Origin of the sequence: Hymenobacter sediminicola (assembly GCF_014250515.1) — a bacterium.
Classification (GTDB): domain Bacteria; phylum Bacteroidota; class Bacteroidia; order Cytophagales; family Hymenobacteraceae; genus Hymenobacter; species Hymenobacter sediminicola.
The window spans coordinates 2,755,085-2,775,115 of sequence record NZ_CP060202.1; the positions used below are offsets into that span (position 1 = coordinate 2,755,085).

At 56.4% G+C, this 20,031-nt stretch carries 14 protein-coding genes; 9 read left to right on the forward strand and 5 right to left on the reverse strand.

Going from position 1 to position 20,031, the window contains the following annotated elements:
- Positions 1-26: 26 nt before the first annotated feature.
- The 3 genes from H4317_RS11795 to H4317_RS11805 all read right to left on the reverse strand — a co-directional run bounded on the left by H4317_RS11795 (position 27) and on the right by H4317_RS11805 (position 2,594).
- Positions 27-656: a bifunctional nuclease family protein gene (locus H4317_RS11795; protein WP_185886798.1), complete on the reverse strand. Its 630-nt coding sequence runs from the start codon at positions 654-656 to the stop codon at positions 27-29.
- A gap of 97 nt (positions 657-753) precedes the next feature.
- Positions 754-1,731 (reverse strand): electron transfer flavoprotein subunit alpha/FixB family protein, encoded by a 978-nt coding sequence (locus H4317_RS11800; RefSeq protein ID WP_185886799.1) that lies wholly within the window; start codon positions 1,729-1,731, stop codon positions 754-756.
- Between the two features lie 122 nt (positions 1,732-1,853).
- Entirely contained in the window at positions 1,854-2,594 is a 741-nt protein-coding gene (locus tag H4317_RS11805) for an electron transfer flavoprotein subunit beta/FixA family protein (protein ID WP_185886800.1), read from the reverse strand.
- 77 nt (positions 2,595-2,671) lie between these two features.
- Between H4317_RS11805 and H4317_RS11810 the strand changes: the two genes are divergently transcribed.
- From H4317_RS11810 to H4317_RS11845, 8 genes are all read left to right on the forward strand, one after another.
- The gene (locus H4317_RS11810; RefSeq protein WP_185886801.1) at positions 2,672-3,010 is read left to right on the forward strand and encodes a tetratricopeptide repeat protein; all 339 of its coding nucleotides are present in this window, start codon (positions 2,672-2,674) and stop codon (positions 3,008-3,010) included.
- Positions 3,011-3,063: 53 nt separating this feature from the next.
- The gene (locus H4317_RS11815) at positions 3,064-3,741 is read left to right on the forward strand and encodes a response regulator (protein ID WP_185886802.1); all 678 of its coding nucleotides are present in this window, start codon (positions 3,064-3,066) and stop codon (positions 3,739-3,741) included.
- A gap of 96 nt (positions 3,742-3,837) precedes the next feature.
- The gene (locus tag H4317_RS11820) at positions 3,838-5,193 is read left to right on the forward strand and encodes an ATP-binding protein (RefSeq protein WP_185886803.1); all 1,356 of its coding nucleotides are present in this window, start codon (positions 3,838-3,840) and stop codon (positions 5,191-5,193) included.
- Between the two features lie 171 nt (positions 5,194-5,364).
- Positions 5,365-6,645 carry a TolC family protein gene (locus H4317_RS11825; protein WP_185886804.1) on the forward strand — a complete coding sequence of 427 codons (1,281 nt, stop codon included), beginning with the start codon at positions 5,365-5,367 and terminating at the stop codon, positions 6,643-6,645.
- 48 nt (positions 6,646-6,693) lie between these two features.
- Complete coding sequence (locus tag H4317_RS11830; protein WP_185886805.1) at positions 6,694-7,788, forward strand: efflux RND transporter periplasmic adaptor subunit; 1,095 nt, start codon at positions 6,694-6,696, stop codon at positions 7,786-7,788.
- 146 nt (positions 7,789-7,934) lie between these two features.
- Positions 7,935-11,093, forward strand: a complete 3,159-nt coding sequence (locus tag H4317_RS11835; RefSeq protein WP_185886806.1) for an efflux RND transporter permease subunit — start codon at positions 7,935-7,937, stop codon at positions 11,091-11,093.
- Between the two features lie 140 nt (positions 11,094-11,233).
- A complete protein-coding gene (locus tag H4317_RS11840) occupies positions 11,234-12,088 on the forward strand; it encodes a transporter (protein ID WP_185886807.1) in 855 nt (284 codons plus the stop codon).
- 450 nt (positions 12,089-12,538) lie between these two features.
- Positions 12,539-14,518 carry a tetratricopeptide repeat-containing sensor histidine kinase gene (locus H4317_RS11845; RefSeq protein WP_185886808.1) on the forward strand — a complete coding sequence of 660 codons (1,980 nt, stop codon included), beginning with the start codon at positions 12,539-12,541 and terminating at the stop codon, positions 14,516-14,518.
- 7 nt (positions 14,519-14,525) lie between these two features.
- On the opposite strand, the gene H4317_RS11850 is transcribed toward H4317_RS11845, so the two are convergent.
- Positions 14,526-15,881, reverse strand: a complete 1,356-nt coding sequence (locus tag H4317_RS11850) for a M20/M25/M40 family metallo-hydrolase (RefSeq protein WP_185886809.1) — start codon at positions 15,879-15,881, stop codon at positions 14,526-14,528.
- A gap of 93 nt (positions 15,882-15,974) precedes the next feature.
- Between H4317_RS11850 and H4317_RS11855 the strand changes: the two genes are divergently transcribed.
- Positions 15,975-16,451 (forward strand): META domain-containing protein, encoded by a 477-nt coding sequence (locus H4317_RS11855; RefSeq protein ID WP_185886810.1) that lies wholly within the window; start codon positions 15,975-15,977, stop codon positions 16,449-16,451.
- A 75-nt stretch (positions 16,452-16,526) separates the two neighbouring features.
- On the opposite strand, the gene H4317_RS11860 is transcribed toward H4317_RS11855, so the two are convergent.
- Positions 16,527-19,976: a pyruvate carboxylase gene (locus H4317_RS11860; protein ID WP_185886811.1), complete on the reverse strand. Its 3,450-nt coding sequence runs from the start codon at positions 19,974-19,976 to the stop codon at positions 16,527-16,529.
- Between the last annotated feature and the right edge of the window lie 55 nt (positions 19,977-20,031).

The window sequence follows — 20,031 nt, forward strand, 5'->3', positions numbered from 1 at the left end:
TTTGGCTGATATAATGGTGCCGATGTTTAGCCGTTACGCTTGTTCAGTTCGTCACGGATTTTGGCAGCCTTTTCGTAGTCCTCGCGCTCCAGCGCCTGCGCCAGCATCTTGGTCAGCTCGTCCAACGACACTTGGCCGCTTGGGTCGCGCGGCGCGGGGGCCGGTTTGGACGGACCCTCGTTGGTGTCGTCCTCATCTTCGTCGTCCTCATCGTCGTCATCCGCCTCATCAGCGTTTTCGTCGAGGTCCGAGAGAATAATACCGGCTTCGCTCAGAACGCTTTCCACCGTAAAAATGGGCACTCCAAAACGCAGTCCAATAGCAATGGCATCAGAAGGCCGGGCATCCAGCTCAAATGTGCTGGCCCCATCAGAGCAAACGATTTTGGAGTAGAAAACGCCTTCCTTCAGGTCTGAAATCAGAACTTCGAGCACCGCCACATGTACGTGCTCGGCGAAAGACTTGAACAGGTCATGGGTGAGCGGCCGGTTCGGATTGATTTTTTCTATCTGGATGGCAATGCTCTGTGCCTCAAACATGCCAATAATGATTGGCAGACGCCGATTACCGGTTTTCTCGCCCAAAATAAGGGCGAAAGAGCCGGACTGCGACTGGCTGGAGGACAAGCCAAGAATTTCGAGCGGAATCTTCTTCACGAATAAGTGAATGAGTGGAGGAGTGAAAGGAAGGTCTAACGTGAAAACAGCGAATGAGTGAAGCTAACACTCATTCGCTGTTTTCCTCATTCACTTACTAGTTAAGTTCCTTTACGGCCTGAGTGAGTTTAGGCAGTACGTCAAATACGTCGCCAACGATGCCATAGTCAGCCGCTTTGAAGAACGGAGCTTCCGGATCTTTATTGATGACCACAATTACCTTGGAGCTGTTTACACCGGCCAAGTGCTGGATAGCACCCGAAATACCGCAGGCAATGTACAGGTTCGGCGACACGGTGATGCCAGTCTGGCCCACGTGCTCATGGTGAGGGCGCCAGTCAACATCCGACACCGGCTTGGAGCAGGCTGTAGCTGCGCCCAGTGCTTTGGCGAGTTCTTCAATCAGATGCCAGTTCTCGGGGCCTTTCATGCCCCGGCCACCCGACACTACTTTGTCGGCTTCGGGCAGCAGAATGCCACCGGCCTGGTCCTGCATTATCACCTGCTTGGGAGCATCAGCGAAGTCAGCATCCGAAAGCTGGGCCGAGAACGACTCTACCTGAGCGGTTTTGCCGGCTTCGTGCAGCGCCTCGATGGAGTTCTTTTTAACGGCAATAATCTTACGCTCGCCGTCCAGTTTCACATCGGCGAAGGCCTTGCCCGAGAAGGCACCGCGCTTCACGACGAAGCTGCCGCCATCTGTTTTGGGCAGCTCCACCACGTTGGTAGCCAAGCTGGCCTGCAGCCGCATCGACAGACGCGAGCCAACCGAAGCACCGATGTTGGAATTGGCCAACACAATTACTTTCGACTCCTCTTTCTGCGCGGCAGCGGCAATAAGCTTGGTATATGCGCCATTCACAAAGTCTTTCAGGCGGGGCTCTGCATCGTAGAGCACTTTGCTGATGCCCTGCTCGCCGAGTTTAGCGAGGTTGGCTTCTGTGGCTTCACCCACGGCTACAGCCGTGGCGGTAGTGCCAAGCATTTGGGCTACCTGGCTGCCATAGGAAGCCACTTCCAGCGAGGATTTCTTCACCTCGCCACCATCACATTCAACAACAACTAGTACAGACATTTTCTGAGAGGTTATATAGTAGAGCGAAGAACTTAGATGAAGTATTTCCAGAGTCTTTCAGCGCAACAAACAGAAGTATTGGCTTCAGATTCGGCTCTAAGTTCCAGAATCTCAGCTCTGAATTAGATTACTTTCGCTTCGTTGCGGAGCAGCTTGATCAGCTCGCCGGCGCTTTCGGCCGGAATCAGCTTCACGCCCTGCTTTTTGGGCGGCAACGCGTACTCAGCCACCTCGGTGCGGGCAGCATCGGCAGTAGGCTCCACTACTTTCAGCGGCTTGGTGCGGGCCGTCATAATGCCGCGCATGTTCGGGATGCGGGGCTCGCACATCGGCTGCTGGCACGAAGCCACAAATGGCGTATTTACCTCCACTATTTCTTTGCCGCCTTCAATTTCGCGCTCCAGCGTAGCGGTGTTGCCGCTCATATCCAGCTTCATAGCAGGTGCTACTGTCGGGATGCCGAGCAGCTCGCCTACCATGCCGTGCACCTGGAAGCCGTTGTAATCGATGCTCTCCTTACCCATCAGAATGGCGTCGTAGCCGCCGTCTTTGGCAATGCTGGCAATCTGCTGCGCCACGAAGAAGGCATCCTTGGGATGCGCATTCACGCGGATGGCGTCGTCGGCACCAATGGCCAGCGCTTTGCGGATGTTGGGTTCCGTATCGGCTTCGCCTACGTTGAGGACCGTTACGGTACCACCTCCCTGCGCTTCTTTCAGCTCGATAGCACGGGTAAGGGCGTATTCGTCCCACGGATTGATTACGAACTGCACCCCGGCCTTGTTGAACTCCTTGTTGTCAGGAGTGAAGGTTATTTTGGTGGTCGTGTCGGGTACGTTGCTGATGCAAACGAGAAACTTCATCTACGGCTGCTTGAATGGAGGATAAACTACGGGGAAACTCCCAAATTTGGGGCGAAGATACTGAAAACTCCCACCCAATGGAAACGACACCCAGCCGCCTGCAGCAACTCTTGGCCTTCTACCAGGACGACCCGAACGACGCTTTCACGATTTATGCGCTGGCCACTGAATACAAGGCAGCTGAACCGCTGCGGGCACTGGAATACTTCCAGAAACTGCTGACCGAGCACCCTGACTACGTGGGCACTTACTACCACGCCGGCAAGCTGCTCGAACAGCTACAAAAGCCGGATGAGGCCGAGAAAGTTTACCGCGAAGGGCTGCGCGTGAGCCGCAAAGCCGGCCAGATGCATGCCGCCAGTGAGCTGCAGCAGGCTCTAAACCAGTGCCTGGGCCTCGATTACGAAGACGACTAGCCCTTATCCGGTCCGGTCGGCTCAGCACGCGTATCCCCTGATTGCGGAAAACAATGAAAATACTGCTGGTAGAAGACGAGCCGAAAGTGTCGGCGTTTATACGCCGAGGCTTGGAGGAAGAAGGATTTACGGTAGACGTCGCTTTCGATGGCGACATGGGCCGGCGGCTGGCCCTCGCCCAATCCTACGATTTGGTGATTCTGGACGTGATTCTGCCGCACTACAATGGCTATGAGGTACTAACTGCCATCCGGATGCAGGACCAGCAGCTTCCCGTGCTGATGCTCACGGCGCTGGGCACCACCCAGGACAAGCTGCAGGGCTTCGGCGGCGGCGCCGACGATTACTTGGTCAAGCCCTTCGACTTTCCGGAGCTAGTGGCGCGGGTGCATGCCCTCACGCGCCGCCGGGTGCAGCAGACCCGAAGCGTTGTGCTGGCTCTAGCCGACCTGCAAATAGATACCAGTGCCAAAACCGTAACTCGCGCCGGGCAGCCTATTAAGCTCACAGCCCGTGAGTTTGGGCTGCTGGAGTTGTTTATGCGTCAGGCTGGTCGGGTACTCAGCCGCGCCGAAATTGCCGGCGACGTGTGGGAGGATTCCTTCGATGCCGGCTCCAACGTGGTAGATGTGTACGTGAACTACCTGCGCAATAAGATTGATAAGGGGTTTTCTCCTAAACTCATCCATACAGTGGTAGGCATGGGCTACGTCATGCGGGTGGAGGATTAATCAGCTGCGGTGCGCGTTGCCAAAGTGCCTATCCTTCTACCAATCACGCCGCTCAGAGCCAAAAACCGACTGCCGGCCCGCTAGCCGTATCTGCATATGACCATTCGCAACCGCCTGACGTGGCTTTTTCTGGGGATTGTAGCCGTGATTCTGTTGGCAGCTATGTCGGCCGTATACATTTTGCAGGTCGACTACGCGCAGGAGGAGTTTCAGCAGCGCCTACGCGACCGGGCCGAAGTAACGGGCTACGTGTTTCTGGAGCAGGATGAGTTGCGCGCAGTAGCTTTTCGGGAGTTTCAGCGCCGCTATATGCGCACACTCACCAACGAAGTGCTGCAGATTTATGACGATAAGCTGCAGCCGCGCTTTATTGAAGCAGACGAACGGGTAAAGATAGCCGACCATATTCTGGCCCGGATTCTGGTGGAAAAGGAAGTGTATTTCCGGCTAGGTGAGCGGCAGGCTATCGGCGTGTTCTACAGCGACAACCAGGGGCAGTTCATCATAGTAGCGGCGGCCGAAAATCAGTCGGGGAAAGCGCGCCTACAGTACCTGATTACCATGATGACCTGCATTTTTGTGGGCAGCATAGCCGTGATATATGTAGCCGGTCGGGTATTCGCAGGGCGTGCTCTCGCGCCTATTGCTGCCGTCAACGACCAAGTCGACCGTATTACGACCCAGGACCTGCACCTGCGGGTAGACGAAGGCCTCAGCACGGAGCAGGATGAAATAACGCGCTTGGCGCGGACCTTCAACCGCATGCTGACGCGCCTGGAAAACGGATTTGAAATGCAGCAAACCTTTGTGAGCAACGCTTCTCACGAGCTACGCACGCCCCTAACCGCCGCAATTGGCGAACTGCAGGTATTAATGAGCCGGCAGCGGGAGCCGGAGCATTACCGGGAAGGTGTGACGTCAGCGCTGCATGAGCTCATTGGACTTAAAGAACTGATTAACAATTTACTTGACCTGACGCAAACTGAAGAAGCTTCCATTGCCAAAGAGGACCTGCGGCTTGATGAACTGCTCTGGGAAGCCCGCAACGCCCTGCTGCCTGACCAGCGCCGCCGCGTGCAGATTGCGCTTGGCGAGCTTCCCATCGACCCGGAGCAGTTAGTAATCAGAGGTAACCGACAGCTGCTGAGCCGCGCCCTCACCAACCTGCTCGATAATGCGCTGAAGTACTCAGGCCCGGAACAGCCGGTGCTGGTGCAGTTCGAATTCCGCGACGCTCACTCCCGCATCCGCATTCAGGACCAAGGCATTGGCATCAGCGAACAGGCGCTACCCCTAATTTTCCAGCCTTTTTACCGTGCCGATAATGCCCGGAGCATCAGCGGACACGGTGTAGGGCTACCGCTAGCCCATCGGATCATCGAGCTGCATGGCGGGCATCTCCAGATTAGCTCCGCTTTGGGCAGCGGTACTGTGGCGGAGGTTGTTTTCTAGCAGCGAAAACATGGTTTCAGCCTGCTACCTGCCCATGAATATGTAGTAGCGTTCCTAGGAGTGTCGGTGTGTGTTTTACTTATTTTTCTATTCTAATCTGTTTCTAATATCCCTCTAATTCGCTCCTAATACCACCGGCGTACTCTTGCATATCCAAACACCAAATAGGATATGCAACGCTTCTGTTTCCTGCTGCTGACGGCCCTGCTGCTCGGCCTTTCCATTCGCCCGGCCTCGGCAGCCCCACTCGGCGCCGATACCGTAAGACTACCCCTGCCCGAAGCCGAGCAACGGTTTCTCCAGAACAACCTGAGTTTGCTAGCTCAGCGCTACAACGTGTCGGCGGCGCAGTCCCAGATTCTGCAAGCCAAGCTCTGGGATAACCCAACTGTCTATCTAGAGCAGAACGCCTACAACCAGCAGACGGGCCGAGTGCTAGACGTAACGCGCACCGGCAACTCCATTGTGCAGGTGCAGCAACTCTTTGCTATTGCCGGCCGCCGCAAAGCCGCCGCCAACGTGGCTCAGCAAAACGCGCTGGCCGAGCAGTTCAACTTCGAAGACCTACTTCGCACCCTGCGCTACCAACTCCGCAGCACGTTCTACGACCTGTATTACAAGCAGCGGAGCGTGCGCGTGTACGACCTGGAAGTAGCTAGCTTCCAGCGCACTGTAAACCTCTACCAAGGCCAGTACGACAAGGGAAATATTGCCCTCAAGGAAGTTATCCGCCTGAAAGCCTTCCTGTTTCAGTTGCGAAACGAGCGGCAGGCGCTGCTCAACGATATTGCCTCCGAGCAAGCCGACCTACGCATTCTGATGCGCGACACGTCCGGGGCTTATTATATGCCTACCGCCGACGACAACCGCTTGCGGGCCCTGAACCTGGCAGGTCGTACCGAGCAACAACTTATTGACTCGGCTCAGGTGAACCGGGCCGATGTGAAGGCCCGGCAAGCCACTCTGCAACAGCAAAACCAGAACCTGCGCTACCAGCGGGCCCTAGCCGCACCCGACCTGTCGGTAGGTTACGTGTACGACCGGGCCGGCAACTACATCCAGAACTATAACGCCCTCACGCTGGGTATTGCGGTACCCATCTTCAACCGCAACCAAGGCAATATCCGCACGGCCCAGAGCCAGATTGAAATCAGCAAAGCGCAGTTGAGCCAGCAGCAGCTTCAGGTGCAAAACGACGTGCAGGAGGCTTGGCGCCAGGCCACTCAAACCGACGCCCTCTACCAAACCGCCGGCCGCGAAACCCAGGACTTCGACCGCCTGATGAAAGGCATCGACGAGAGCTACGCCAAGCGCAACCTGACCATTGTGGAGTATCTGGATTTCTATGAGAGCTATAAAAACAACCTTCTGCAGCTCAACGCTTTACGGTCCATCCGGATTCGCGCCTTCGAGCAACTCAACCTCGCCGTCGGCCGGCCACTGTTCAACTAACCGCTTCTATCTCCTTCACACTCTCGAAAGCTTAAGTCCTCGCTTTATATGAACCGCTTTGCCCCCCTCCTACCCGTTGCCCTCGGCCTGCTACTAGCCGGCTGCTCTACCACTCCCGAAGCTGATACCAAGCCGAAAGCCGATGCTGGTTTCAGTCTTTCCGATCAGATGATGAGTGAATTGAAGCTTGATACGGTCCGCAATGAACCCATCCGCAACGAGCTGACGCTTTCCGGTCAGATTGCCACCAACGGCGACAAAACCGTGCAAGTGTACCCGCTGGTGGGCGGCGTGGTGGAACAACTCACGGTGGAGCTAGGCGACCATGTAACGAAAGGCCAAGTGCTGGCCGTGATTCGAAGCGGGGAAATAGCCGACCTCCAAAACCAGAGCAGCAGCGCCGGCACCGATTTGGCTATTGCCCAGAAAAACCTCTCGGTGCTGGAAGACCAGTACAAAGCTGGCCTAGCCTCGGAGCGCGACGTGAGCTTGGCCCGCCAGGAGTTGCGCAAGGCCCAGGGCAACGTGGGCAAGAGCCGCAAGCAACTCGCCATCTACGGTGTGTCGGCCGATGGCACCTACACGTTGCGGGCCCCTATTTCCGGCTTCATCACCGAGAAGAACGTGACCGACCACATGCAGTTCAACGACGACAACGTGGGCAGTTTGTTCACGGTCAGCAACTTGGATGACGTCTGGATTATGGCCAATGTGTTTGAGGCCGACATTGCCAAGGTGAAGGAAGGCTACGCCGCCGACGTTACCACCCTGGCCTACCCCGACCAACACTTCACGGGCCGCATCGACAAGGTGTTCAACGTGCTCGACCCACAAAGCAAGGCCATGCGGGTGCGGGTGCGCCTCGAAAACCCCGGCTACCAACTCAAGCCCGAGATGTATGCCCAAATCAAGGTGCGCAACACCGAAGCCGGCCGCATGCTGGCCGTGCCCGCCAGCTGCGTGGTGTTCGACAAGGACCGCAACTTCGTGATGGTGTTCAAAGACCGAAACCACATTGAAACCCGCGAGGTGGAAATAGCCAAAACCGTGGGCGACGTGAGCTACGTGCAAACCGGCCTCCACGACGGCGAGCGAATCATTGCCCAAAACCAGCTGCTGGTCTACGACGAGTTGAACGACTAGGGCTTTGGCTGTTAGCTGATGGCTGTTAGCTGTTGGCTTCTCCAATTTTATCTGCAAACACGGCGGTTTTCTAGCCGCCAGGGCTGCGCTTTGCCCACTGAAAAAGCTAATAGCTAACAGCCATCAGCTAACAGCTTATAACCGCCATGAACAAATTCATCCAGGGCATTATTGCCTTTTCGCTTAAAAACCGGGGTTTCGTATTTCTGATGACGCTGGCCGTCATCGTGGCCGGAGTGATAAGCTACCGCAACACGCCAATTGAGGCGTTTCCGGACGTAACCAACACCGAAATTACCATCATCACGCAGTGGCCCGGCCGCTCGGCCGAGGAGATTGAGAAGTTCGTAACGGCCCCGATTGAAATTTCGCTCAATCCGGTGCAGAAGAAAACCAGCATCCGCTCCACTACCCTTTTCGGGTTGTCGGTGGTGAAGGTGATTTTCGATGATGGCGTAGACGATGCTTTTGCCCGCGTGCAAGTCAACAACCTGCTCAGCCAGGCCGATTTGCCCGAAGGCGCCGAACCCGACGTGCAGCCCCCCTACGGCCCCACCGGCGAAATCTTCCGCTATACCCTCCAGAGCAAGGATAAAACCACGCGCGAGCTGAAAACCATTCAGGACTGGGTGGTGGAGCGCAATCTGAAAGCCGTGCCCGGCGTGGCCGACGTGAACAGCTTCGGCGGCGAGGTAAAATCCTACGAAATCAGTGTGAACCCCGGCAAGCTCCAGACCTTCAACATCACGCCCCTCGACCTCTACAACACCATTCAGCGCTCCAACATCAACGTGGGCGGCGACGTGATAAACCAGGGCCAGCAGAACTACGTGGTGCGCGGCATCGGGCTGCTCAACAACATTTCCGACATCAATAACACGGTCATCAAGAACGTGAATGGGGCCCCCATTCTGGTGAAAGATGTGGCGCAGGTGCAGGAATCGGCATTGCCCCGGCTGGGCAGGGTCGGCCGCGGCCTCAACGACGACGTGCTGGAAGGCATTGTGGTGATGCGCAAAGGCGAAAACCCGTCGGAAGTTATTGCCCGCCTCAAGGACAAAGTGACGCTGCTCAACGAGAAAATTCTGCCCGCTGGCGTGCAGATCCACACTTTCTACGACCGGCAGCAGCTCATCGATTTCAGCACCGAAACCGTGATTCACAACTTGCTGGAAGGCATTGTGCTCGTAACGGTTATCGTGTTCGTGTTCATGGCCGACTGGCGCACCACGGTTATCGTGTCGGTGATTATTCCGCTGGCTTTGCTGTTCGCCTTTATCTGCTTGCGGCTGAAGGGCATGAGCGCCAACCTGCTCAGCATGGGCGCCATCGACTTCGGTATCATCATCGACGGAGCGGTGGTGATGGTGGAAGGACTGTTCGTAGCCCTCGACCACAAGGCCCACAAGATGGGCATGGAGAAGTTCAACAAGCTTGCGAAGTCGGGCCTGATCAAGAAAACCGGCCGCGACATGGGCAAGGCTATTTTCTTCTCCAAGGCCATTATTATCACGGCGTTGCTGCCCATCTTCTCGTTCGAGAAAGTAGAAGGCAAGGTGTTTTCGCCGCTGGCTTGGACGTTGGGCTTCGCTCTGCTCGGTGCGCTCATCTTCACGCTTACGCTGGTGCCGGTACTTACTAGCATCTTGCTGAAGAAGAACGTGGTAGAGAAAGACAACTTCTTTGTACGCGGCATCAACAAAGGCGCGCAGCGATTCTTCGCCTTCACTTACGCCCGCAAAACTGCCAGTTTGCTGGTGGCCACAGTGGCCGTGGTGGTGGGCATGGGTTCTTTCCACTTTCTAGGCTCCGAGTTTTTGCCTGAACTAAACGAAGGTTCCATTTATGTGCGGGCGCAGTTGCCGCTGAGCATCTCGCTGGAAGAAAGCAACAAGCTTTGCAACGAGATGCGTCGCGTGTTCCTGAGTTTCCCCGAAGTGGGCGACGTGGTGAGCCAAACCGGCCGCCCCAACGACGGCACCGACCCCACGGGCTTCTACAACAACGAGTTTCTGGTGCAGCTTAAGCACACGCCCGAGGTGCAGGCCGAAATGAAGCACAAAGACAAGCGCGAGGCTCTTATTGCGGGCATGAAGGAAAAGCTCAACCGCTTTCCCGGCGTGGATTTCAACTTCTCGCAGCCCATTACCGACAACGTGGAGGAAGCCGCCTCCGGCGTGAAAGGCTCCATTGCGGTGAAAATCTACGGCAACGACCTGAAGCTGATGGAAGAGAAAGGCCGCCAGGTATACGGCGTGCTCAAACACATCAAAGGCATCGATGATTTGGGGGTGCTCCGCAACATCGGGCAGCCGGAGCTGCACGTGGAGCTGGACGAACGGCGCATGGCCAGCTACGGCGTAAGCAAGTCCGACGCCAACGCGGTGCTGGAAATGGCCGTGGGTGGCAAGCAGGCCTCGCAGATGTACGAGGGCGAGCGGAAATTCCCCATTCGGGTGCGCTACCAGAAACAGTTCCGCGAGTCGAACCGCGAAATTGCGGTCCTGATGGTGCCCACCCAGAACGGCAAGTCGGTACCGCTCTCGGAAATTACCGATATCCAGGACGTTACGGGCCCCTCGCTCATCTACCGCGACGATAACCAGCGCTTCTCGGCCGTGAAGTTCAGCATCCGGGGCCGCGACATGGGTAGCACCATTGAAGAGGCCCAGCGCGAAGTAAATAAAGTGGTGAGCTTGCCCAAAGGCTACAGCATGAAGTGGACCGGCGACTTCGAAAACCAGCGTCGTGCCACCGAGCGCCTCACGCAGGTGGTACCCGTTTCACTGGCCCTGATTTTCTTTATTCTGTTCATGCTGTTCGGCAACCTGAAAGACGCTGGGCTGGTGCTGCTCAACGTGCCATTTGCCATTATCGGGGGCATTGCGGCGCTGCTAATTACCCACACCAACTTCAGCATTTCGGCCGGTATCGGGTTCATTGCTCTGTTCGGTATCTGCATCCAGAACGGGGTAATTCTGATATCGGTGTTCAAGCAAAACATGGTCCTCAAGCTCAGCCTTGACTTCAGCATCTCCGACGGTGTCACTAGCCGGGTGCGGCCCGTGGTGATGACGGCCCTGATGGCCACTATCGGCCTGATGCCCGCCGCCATGAGCACTGGCATCGGCTCCGAAACCTCCAAGCCGCTGGCCATTGTGGTTATTGGCGGGCTGATTACGGGCACCATCCTAACCCTGTTCATTTTCCCCCTCATTTTCGAGCGGGCCTACCGCGCCGAGCATTCCAAGTATGGCCCGCAACCTGAATTGTCCCCTGAGTACCATGAGTTAAGCGTTGCCTGAAAATTTTGAGTTGGATTGGATAATGTGAAAGAAAACCCTACGTGCTTCACGAAGGGCTTTTTCGCTTCTCTAGGCCTCTCAACTTGCGCGCTACCTTGCTAAAACTTGAACCATTCCGATGTAATGGTTGTCGAAAAACCATGCGCAAGACCACTCTGCTGACCGCCGCCGGGCTTTTGCTCGCTGGCCCGGCCTGCACCCTGGCCCAAACCATTGACCCCAACGTCAACAATACCAACACTCCGTTTATTCGCAATATCAGGCCCGACCGGCCCGGCCAAACGATTACTACCAGTATGCTACGGCCTGGCCAAGTGCAACTGGACATTGGCACGCAAAGCCAACTCCGTCCGGCTCCTGGCGCAACGCCAGCCTTTTCTACCGGCCTGCTTCGAGTAGGATTTTTTGGACTAATGGAGCTACGCGCCCAGCAGAGCTATCTGCCACGCACTGCAGGCAGTGCCGGTACTAGCCCGGAACCTGGCAACGGGGCTGCAGGGCGGGCCGCTGGTTTCGCGCCTCTTACGCTGGGGGCCAAAATGCTGGCTTCCTCTAACCAGGATACCCGCTCTCAGGTGTCCGTGCTGGCCGAGTTGACCTTACCCAGCACTGGTGCTGCTTCCTTCTCCGACAAAGTATATGAGCCTGCCGCCCGTCTGCTGGTATCGCAGCAGCTTGGCAAACGGTTTGGCCTGGAAGCCAACCTGGGATTCCGGCAGCGTGGTTTCAAAGCGGCCGATACGAGCCGTGGCCAATACCTGGGTACACTGGCTCTGAATGGCCCGTTGGGTGAGCAGTTCGGCTTCTTCGCCGAAACCTATACCACGTGGCAGCGGGCTGCGGGCTGGCGGCCCGGCGTGAGCACCGGACTATATTGGCGCCCAGCCCCTAGTCTGCGCCTTGATGTGACAGCCGGAGGAGGGCCCGGCACTACCCCCTATGCTCCCAGCGGACCTTATATTGGAGGCGGTGTAAGCGTGCGTCTTCCTCATTAAGTAGATGGGGTGGCATCACATGTTTATGTGATTGACGGTGGGGTACCGCATTCGGTAGATTTGGCACATCAGGTTAAACTGTCTGTTGGCAAACAGCAACCGGCAACAGCTTTTATCTGGCTGCTCTTCTACCGCACACCTCTGCTACATTTACTGCCAGCCGCCCCCTCCTTCTCACTACGCCAAAACGCCTCGAGCTTTCAGCTCGGGGCGTTTTATTTTGATTCGCTGACTGCTTGATGCTAAACGCAATACTGCTGTATCACATGTAAATCATGCCCTATGCCTAGCTCTGTATTATTTCCAGAAGCTTGAACTATATATAGTCTTAAAAAAATATCGATTTGAATATTTTTGATAAAAATAATTAAGTAGGTTTGGGGTGCGAGTCGAGGGTTGTCACGTCTGGGTATGACGATACGTTTATTTTTATTACTTGTGCTGGGGTGTTTGTTATCTGGAGTTTCAATAGCCCAGAATGCGCAGCCCGCCGTTATTGATAGTCTTAAGCGGCAGCTGGCAGCCGCACCCGCCAATGATACGCTACGCGTGTATCTGCTGGATGAATTATGCTGGAACCTGAGCCGCTCGGATTTGCCCAAGGCCCGCAGCTACGCGGAAGAAGGAATAGCCTTGGCGCAGCGCATTGGGTATACGCGTGGCGAAGCCCGCTGCCATCAGGACTTAGGCACCTGCCTTTCTTTCGTGGGCGCTGCCGATGAGGCATTGCAGCAGCATTTCATGGCGTTGCGCCTGTTTCGTAAACTGGGCATGAAAAAGGCCATGGGCTATGCCTATAATGGTATTGCCAACTGCCACAACCTGCGCCATGACTTCACTACCGCCGAAAGCTTTTACATCAAAGCACTGGTTTTGGCTGAACAGCGGCGCGACTCGGCCGATGAAGCACTCTTTTTGAGCAATCTGGCGGATCTTACCTGGCAGCACAATCAGCTGGGGCGAGCGAGCCGGTACATCCGCCGGGCGTTGTCCCTGTACACGGCGCTTAATAATCTGCCGGGGCAGGCCAATAGCCTTTACACGCTCGGCAATGTGCATCTGCAGCAGGAACACCCTGACTCCGCACGAGCCAGTCTGCGGGAGGCGTTGGTGCTGTACCAGATGTTGGGCGATGAGTATGGTATTTCGGGCACGTATTCCAACCTGTCGGCCGTGATGCTGAAGCTGCACCAGCCGCGCCAGGCACTCACCAACTCGCAGTTGGGCTTACGCTATGCCCGGCGCGTAGGCTCACCCGACCGGGTCCAGAACGCCTATCAGCAGCTTTCTGACGTGTATGCTCGCTTGGGGCAGTACCAATTGGCCTACCAGATGCAGCAGCGCTTTCAGCACCTGCGCGACAGCCTCATGACCGAGGCCAACACCCGCGCAATGGAGTCTCTGCAAAACCGCTACGATACTCATGAGCGCGAAAGCCGAATCCGGCTGCTTACGCAACAACAACGTGTTATTGGGTTGCGCGCCGAACGAGACGAACAGCGGGTCCGGCTGCTGGGTGTAGTGGTGGGCGGGTTGCTGTTGCTAGTGGTGGTGGGCAGCGTACTGTACGGCCAACTGCTGCGAGGGCGCGAAGCGTTGGCCGCCCGTAACCAAGTTATTGCCGATAAAAACACGGCACTGGAGCAGGCAGCATATGAACTACAGGCCCTGGCCGAATCTAAGGCCCGGCTTTACGCCATTATTGCCCACGACCTGCGCGGCCCGATTACGGCTTTTGCCGGGGTAGCACAGTTGATAAACTTTTACCAGCGCACCAACGACCAAGACAGCCTACACCATCTGCCAGCTATCGTGCACGATTCGGCCCAAAACCTGAACAGCCTGCTCGATAACCTCTTGAACTGGGCTGCCAGTCAGACAGGTGAGCTGCGCTGCCAGCCCGAGCGAATACCGGTGCGCGAATTGCTAGCCGAGTGCTACGAACTATTTCAGACCTCGGCACACGCCAACCAGGTACAGTTGCAATTTGAGGCCGACCCGAACTTGCTGCTCTATGCCGACCGTAATATGGTGCGCACCATCCTGCGCAATCTGGTCAGCAACGCCCTCAAGTTTACGCCTGCCAACGGCACCGTCCGCCTACATGCCGATATCGACAGTACCGACCCGACGCAAATTCATCTGGCGGTGACAGATACCGGCCCTGGACTTCAGGCCAGCCAAATGCAGCAGATTATGCATCCAGAATCTGCTCAGATGCGTGCTGCTGGCCTCAACCGCACCACACAGGGCACGGGATTGGGTTTGCAGCTTTGCCGAACTTTTTCAGAGTGCCACGGCGGCTCATTGGGCATGCGCAACAGCGCGGAAGGCGGCACCGAAGTATGGGTAACACTGCCCTCGGCTGGTATGCGAACCGCTATTGAGCAGAACTCCGCACGCGCCAACCAAGCCTATACGGCTGCATAACCGCTACTCAGGGCTTCTGCGGGGCCACCGATTCCGGAGCAATGCGAGTAGGAGTCTGCTGCCCGGCCACGATACCAGCCGCGCTCCTGCCAATTGCGGTTATTACGGCCGTCATGTTAGGCAGGTCCAAGCTTTCTACTTCGTCATCAACTGAGTGATAGAGCTTATCGGTTGGAATCTGGTCGGTGCTGATGCTATGGGCGGGCACACCCAATCGGGCCAGGGTAGCATTATCGGAGCGGTAAAACAGGTTCTGCTCGGGATACGGGTCGGGCTCGAAGCGAAAAGGGGTACCGGTGAGGTTTGTCTGGAGCAGTTTCCCGAAATCAGACCGCTCAAAACCCGTAATAAATGCAGTATTGGGGCCAAATTTGGCCGGCTTGCCAATCATTTCGATATTGAACATAGCCACTACCTTATCGGCAGTCAGCTGGCGGGAAAAGTACTGCGAGCCGAACCCACCAATTTCTTCGGCCGCAAATGCTACGAATACCAGCGTGCGTGCATTGTCGTTTTTTTTCTTGAAATACTCCGCCAGGGCCACTACTGCCGCCGTGCCACTAGCATCGTCATCGGCGCCATTGGCAATGGAGTCGCCGGCTACAGCGGGCAGCACCCCAATGTGGTCGTAGTGAGCAGAGAAAAGTACCTGTTCGTGAGCATGCGCCGGGTCTTTTCCTGGCAATACAGATACCACGTTACGTAATTCTACCGTCCGTAGTGTGGTGTTACCGGCCACCCGGAATTTCACTTTGCCATCTGCCGGGGCCGGCGCCAGAATAACCAGACTTGAGAAAGGGTTGCCCGCCTTATCGAGGCGCAAGCCACCATGGCTCAGATATTCCGCAACCCGCTTGAAGTCTTTCTCATGCACTGGGTCAAGTACGACTACCAGATTTTCACGAGGCCGCATAATATCCCGCATATGGGGCTGCAGCTTGTCCTGCGGCCCTACCACCACAGTGCGCGTAGCAGGCTCATCTTCATCGGTCCAGTTCAGATGCGGCTGCGAAGAATTCAGGATGACTTTCTCCTTCACCACCGGAATGCTGTTAAGCATCACAAACAGAGCAGCTACCCGCGACTCATAGGCCGGAAAAACCTGCTCGTAACTCGTTAGGCCAGGAAACATTCCCAACTCCATGCGCTGAAATTCAGAGGACAGATACTGAGCAGCTTTCAGGCCGCCTGACTTGCCGGAGGCCCGGCCTTTCAGCTCATCAGAAGCCAATGTTTTTACAACTCGCTCGACCGTAGCTGCCGACACACCCGGCGTATTAGGCACGGTGTTTGGCTTTTTCTGCGCCTGCAGGGAAAAGGAGAAAAGAGAGAAAGACAGAACGAAGAGGGGGAATTTTCGCATACCGCAAAATAACCATTTTGTTCTGTCTTCTGTACAATTCTCAACGCGTCTCCTGCACTTTTACTGTATGGTTTTGATCCTCAACTTTCTCCAATGAATTCTCTTTTTCGTTCCTGTCTCGCTTTCAGTCTATTGATTTCCGGCTGCCAGACTGCTGTCCCTCGCCTCGAGCCTGATACCAAAGCCTCAGGTGCAGCTACCACTCCCGATGCCGAGTTGCGCAATACCCGGTGGGTGCTACGTATGCTCAACGGCCAAGCAGTTGCACCGCCTACCAACGCCGAGCCGTACCTACTGCTCCGGGCAACTGAACTGAATGCCGAAGGAAACGGCAGCTGCAACCGGTTCCGGGGTCCATTTGAGCTGCCTGCGGCCGGCCAACTCCGCTTTGGGGCCCTGCTTTCCACCCGCATGGCCTGCGCCAGCCCTGACGGCAACTCAACAGAAAGCGGCTTTATGACGGCTCTTACTGCTACCCGGACGTACCGCGTCAGTGGCGACACGCTTAGGCTCTATGGCGAATCGGCTGCCGTGCCAGCAGCGGTACTCCATGCCGTATATCTGCGGTAAATTCCGCAACAGCAAAAGCCGGAAGGCGCATTCTACTCAAGGGTAGAATGCGCCTTCCGGCTTTTCCAATGGCTTTTAACCCAGCGTCAGCACAAGGTCGTCGGCATTTACCAAGGTGCCTTCGGACAGGTTCACGGCCTGCACCGTGGTATCGTCGGGAGCGGTGATGGTGGTTTCCATCTTCATGGCTTCGATGATAAATAACGGGGCATTCTTGGGCACCTGCTGGCCGTTTTCAACTAGCACTCGGGAAAGTAGCCCTTGCAGCGGGGCCCCAATCTGCTTGCCATTTGCCTTATCAGCCTTGGGATTCTGTACTTTCTTCACTTCCACTGCCGTATCCCGAATTTCGATGTTACGGGTCTGGCCGTTGAGGTTGAAGAAAATAGTGCGGCAGCCGTCCTCATTCACCGGCCCGATGCTTTGCAGACCCACAATGATATTTTTACCGCGTGCAATTTCAATCAGGGTTTCGTCGCCGAGCTGCAGGCCATAGTAGAAGGCCTTGGTTGGAATAACGGATACGTCGCCGAACTCCTGCACGTGGGCCCAGTACTGCTCGAATACCTTGGGGTACAGCAACCATGACAGCACATCCGTGAATTTCCCGCGCTGCCCGAACTTCGCCTCAAAGTTCTGCCACTCCTGCTCGAAGTCGATAGGCGCCAAGTGCTCATTTGGCCGATCCGTGAAGGGCTGTTCATCTTTCAGAATGACCCGTTGCACATCCTGCGGCCAGCCGCCTTCGGGCTGGCCAATGTCGCCGCGAAACAGTTCCCGCACCGATTCCGGGAAGTTCAGGCTCTCCCCTTTCTGCAGCACATCAGCCGTAGTAAGGTTGTTTGAAACAAGATACAAGGCCATGTCGCCTACCACTTTGCTGCTGGGCGTCACCTTCACAATGTCGCCGAAAAGCTGATTGACATCGGCGAAGGTATGCTTGATGGTTTCGAACTTATCGAGCAGGCCTAGCGCCGCCGCCTGTGGCCGCAGATTGGAGTACTGCCCGCCCGGAATTTCGTGCTGAAACACCTCCGATGTACCCGCTTTCAACCCGGATTCGAAGGGGTAGTAGTATTCCCGCACCGTATCCCAGTAGTTCGAAAACTCATTCAACGACTCTTGGTTGAACTCCCGGTGGCGCTCCTGCCCGCGTAGCATCTCCACAATGGAGTTGAAGTTGGGCTGCGACGTGAGACCCGAAAGGCTGCCCAGTGCCACATCAACCACATCTACTCCGGCTTCCACGGCTTTCAGATAAGTAGCTGCTTGTAGGGAAGACGTGTCGTGCGTGTGCAGGTGTATCGGCAGGCTGATGGTGTTGCGCAGGGCCGTAATCAGTTCCTGAGCCGCATAGGGTTTCAGCAGGCCCGCCATGTCCTTGATGCATAGGATATGGGCGCCGGCTTCCTCAATCTGCCGGGCAAGCCGCAGATAATAGTCGAGGCTGTATTTCCGGTTGCGCTTGGGGTCCAGAATGTCGCCGGTGTAGCAGATGCTGGCTTCGGCCAGCCGGTCGGTTTTGTTGCGCACAAAGCCGATGCAGGCTTCCATGCCTGGCATCCAGTTCAGCGAATCGAAGATGCGGAACACATCGATACCGGTTTCGGCTGCCTGCTGCACGAACCGCTCCGTAAGGTTATCAGGGTAGGCTTTGTAGCCTACTCCATTCGCCCCACGGATCAGCATCTGGAGCAGAATATTGGGCACTGCTTTGCGCAGTTTTGCTAGCCGCTCCCAAGGGTCCTCGTGCAGAAAGCGCAGGGCTACATCGAAGGTAGCACCGCCCCAGCACTCCAGTGAGAAGGTTTGTGGATGCATGCGGGCGTAGCTTTCGGCTACTTTCAGCATATCAAACGTGCGCATGCGGGTAGCCAGCAGACTCTGGTGGGCGTCGCGCAGGGTGGTATCGGTATAGTGAATCTGCTTTTCGGCGCGCAGCCATTTGGCAAAACCGTCCGGGCCAAGCTCCGTCAGCTTGTCTTTGGTACCGGCCTGCAGCGGACTAGACGCATCAACTTCCGGCAGCCGGGGCTTGCGTAGGTCGCGCTTGGGGTCTAGTTGCCCCTTCACATCGGGGTTGCCGTTTACAATGACGTTGCCGAGGAAGCCCAGCACTTTGGTGGCACGGTCTTGCCGGGCCTTGAACTTAAACAGCTCGGGATGGTCCTTGATGAAATCCACATTGGCCTCCCCCGCCATGAAAATGGGGTGCGCAATGATGTTCTGCAGGAACTGAATGTTGGTGCTTACCCCACGCACCCGGAACTCATCCAGCGTGCGGGCCATTTTGGTGGCGGCCTCCTTGAGAGTAGGCGCCTGCGCTGATACTTTCACCAGCAGCGAGTCGAAGAAAGGCGACACTTTTACGCCTGTGTACACCGAACCCTGGTCGAGGCGGATACCGAAGCCACCGGCCGAGCGGTAGGCGGTGATGGTGCCATAGTCAGGCTTAAAGTCCTGCTCCGGGTCTTCAGTGGTGATGCGGCACTGTATGGCCACTCCAATTTTGGGCGGCTTCTGCCCTTCTCCCAACCCGATTTCCGAGTCGGAAAGGTGGCGGCCGTCGGCTATATGCAGCTGCGTTTTGATAAGGTCTACCCCCGTTATCATCTCCGTTACGGTGTGCTCCACCTGGATGCGTGGGTTCACCTCAATGAAATAGATACGGTCCTGCTCCGGGTTTACCAGAAACTCCACGGTGCCCACGTTGTTGTACTGCACCGCCCGGCCCAGCCGCAAAGCATAGTCGTAGAGTAGCTCGCGCAGGTGGTCAGGCAGGTGCAGCGACGGCGCCACCTCTACTACTTTCTGGTAGCGCCGCTGCACCGAGCAGTCCCGCTCGTAGAGGTGCATCAGCCCGCCATAGTTGTCGGCTACCAACTGCACTTCAATGTGCTTGGGTTGCTCTACAAACTTCTCCAGAAACACGGTATCGTCGCCGAAGGCTTTCAGGGCTTCGTTGCGAGCCTCAAAGAAGCCCCGCTCCAGTTGGTCATCGTCGCGGATAACGCGCATGCCACGCCCGCCACCGCCAGAAGCAGCTTTCAGCATCACGGGGTAGCCGATGCGTTGGGCTTCGTGTTTGGCAATGTCGATGTCGGTGAGGTCCTGCTCGCTACTCTCGATGATGGGCACCTGGCATTCTACTGCCACCCGCTTGGCAGCTACTTTGTCGCCGAGGGCTTCCATTACTTCCGGCCGGGGCCCCACGAAAATGAGACCTTCCTCACGGCAGCGCCGGGCCAGCGTGGCATTCTCACTAAGGAACCCATAACCGGGATGAATAGCATCGGCACCGTTGGCCTTGGCCGTCCGGATAAGCCCCTCAATGTCCAGATACGGTTTCAGCGGCTCATCGTCACGCCCAATCTGGTAGGCCTCGTCGGCTTTGTAGCGGTGCAGCGAGTACCGGTCCTCGTACGTGTAAATGGCTACCGTCGTGATGCCTAGCTCAGTAGCGGCGCGCATCACACGAATAGCAATTTCGCCACGGTTGGCGACCAGCAGTTTGCGGATATTCATCAGGAAAAGCGGTGTAAGGGTGGCGAAGTAGTGCGGCTGGCAAGCTACAGAAACC

What these genes read in the sequence shown, in the direction of transcription:
- H4317_RS11800 (WP_185886799.1), bottom strand. Translation starts at nt 1,731, where the DNA reads ATGTCTGTACTAGTTGTTGTTGAATGTGATGGTGGCGAGGTGAAGAAA.
- H4317_RS11805 (WP_185886800.1), bottom strand. Translation starts at nt 2,594, where the DNA reads ATGAAGTTTCTCGTTTGCATCAGCAACGTACCCGACACGACCACCAAA.
- H4317_RS11810 (WP_185886801.1), top strand. Translation starts at nt 2,672, where the DNA reads ATGGAAACGACACCCAGCCGCCTGCAGCAACTCTTGGCCTTCTACCAG.
- H4317_RS11815 (WP_185886802.1), top strand. Translation starts at nt 3,064, where the DNA reads ATGAAAATACTGCTGGTAGAAGACGAGCCGAAAGTGTCGGCGTTTATA.
- H4317_RS11820 (WP_185886803.1), top strand. Translation starts at nt 3,838, where the DNA reads ATGACCATTCGCAACCGCCTGACGTGGCTTTTTCTGGGGATTGTAGCC.
- H4317_RS11825 (WP_185886804.1), top strand. Translation starts at nt 5,365, where the DNA reads ATGCAACGCTTCTGTTTCCTGCTGCTGACGGCCCTGCTGCTCGGCCTT.
- H4317_RS11830 (WP_185886805.1), top strand. Translation starts at nt 6,694, where the DNA reads ATGAACCGCTTTGCCCCCCTCCTACCCGTTGCCCTCGGCCTGCTACTA.
- H4317_RS11835 (WP_185886806.1), top strand. Translation starts at nt 7,935, where the DNA reads ATGAACAAATTCATCCAGGGCATTATTGCCTTTTCGCTTAAAAACCGG.
- H4317_RS11840 (WP_185886807.1), top strand. Translation starts at nt 11,234, where the DNA reads ATGCGCAAGACCACTCTGCTGACCGCCGCCGGGCTTTTGCTCGCTGGC.
- H4317_RS11850 (WP_185886809.1), bottom strand. Translation starts at nt 15,881, where the DNA reads ATGCGAAAATTCCCCCTCTTCGTTCTGTCTTTCTCTCTTTTCTCCTTT.
- H4317_RS11855 (WP_185886810.1), top strand. Translation starts at nt 15,975, where the DNA reads ATGAATTCTCTTTTTCGTTCCTGTCTCGCTTTCAGTCTATTGATTTCC.
- H4317_RS11860 (WP_185886811.1), bottom strand. Translation starts at nt 19,976, where the DNA reads ATGAATATCCGCAAACTGCTGGTCGCCAACCGTGGCGAAATTGCTATT.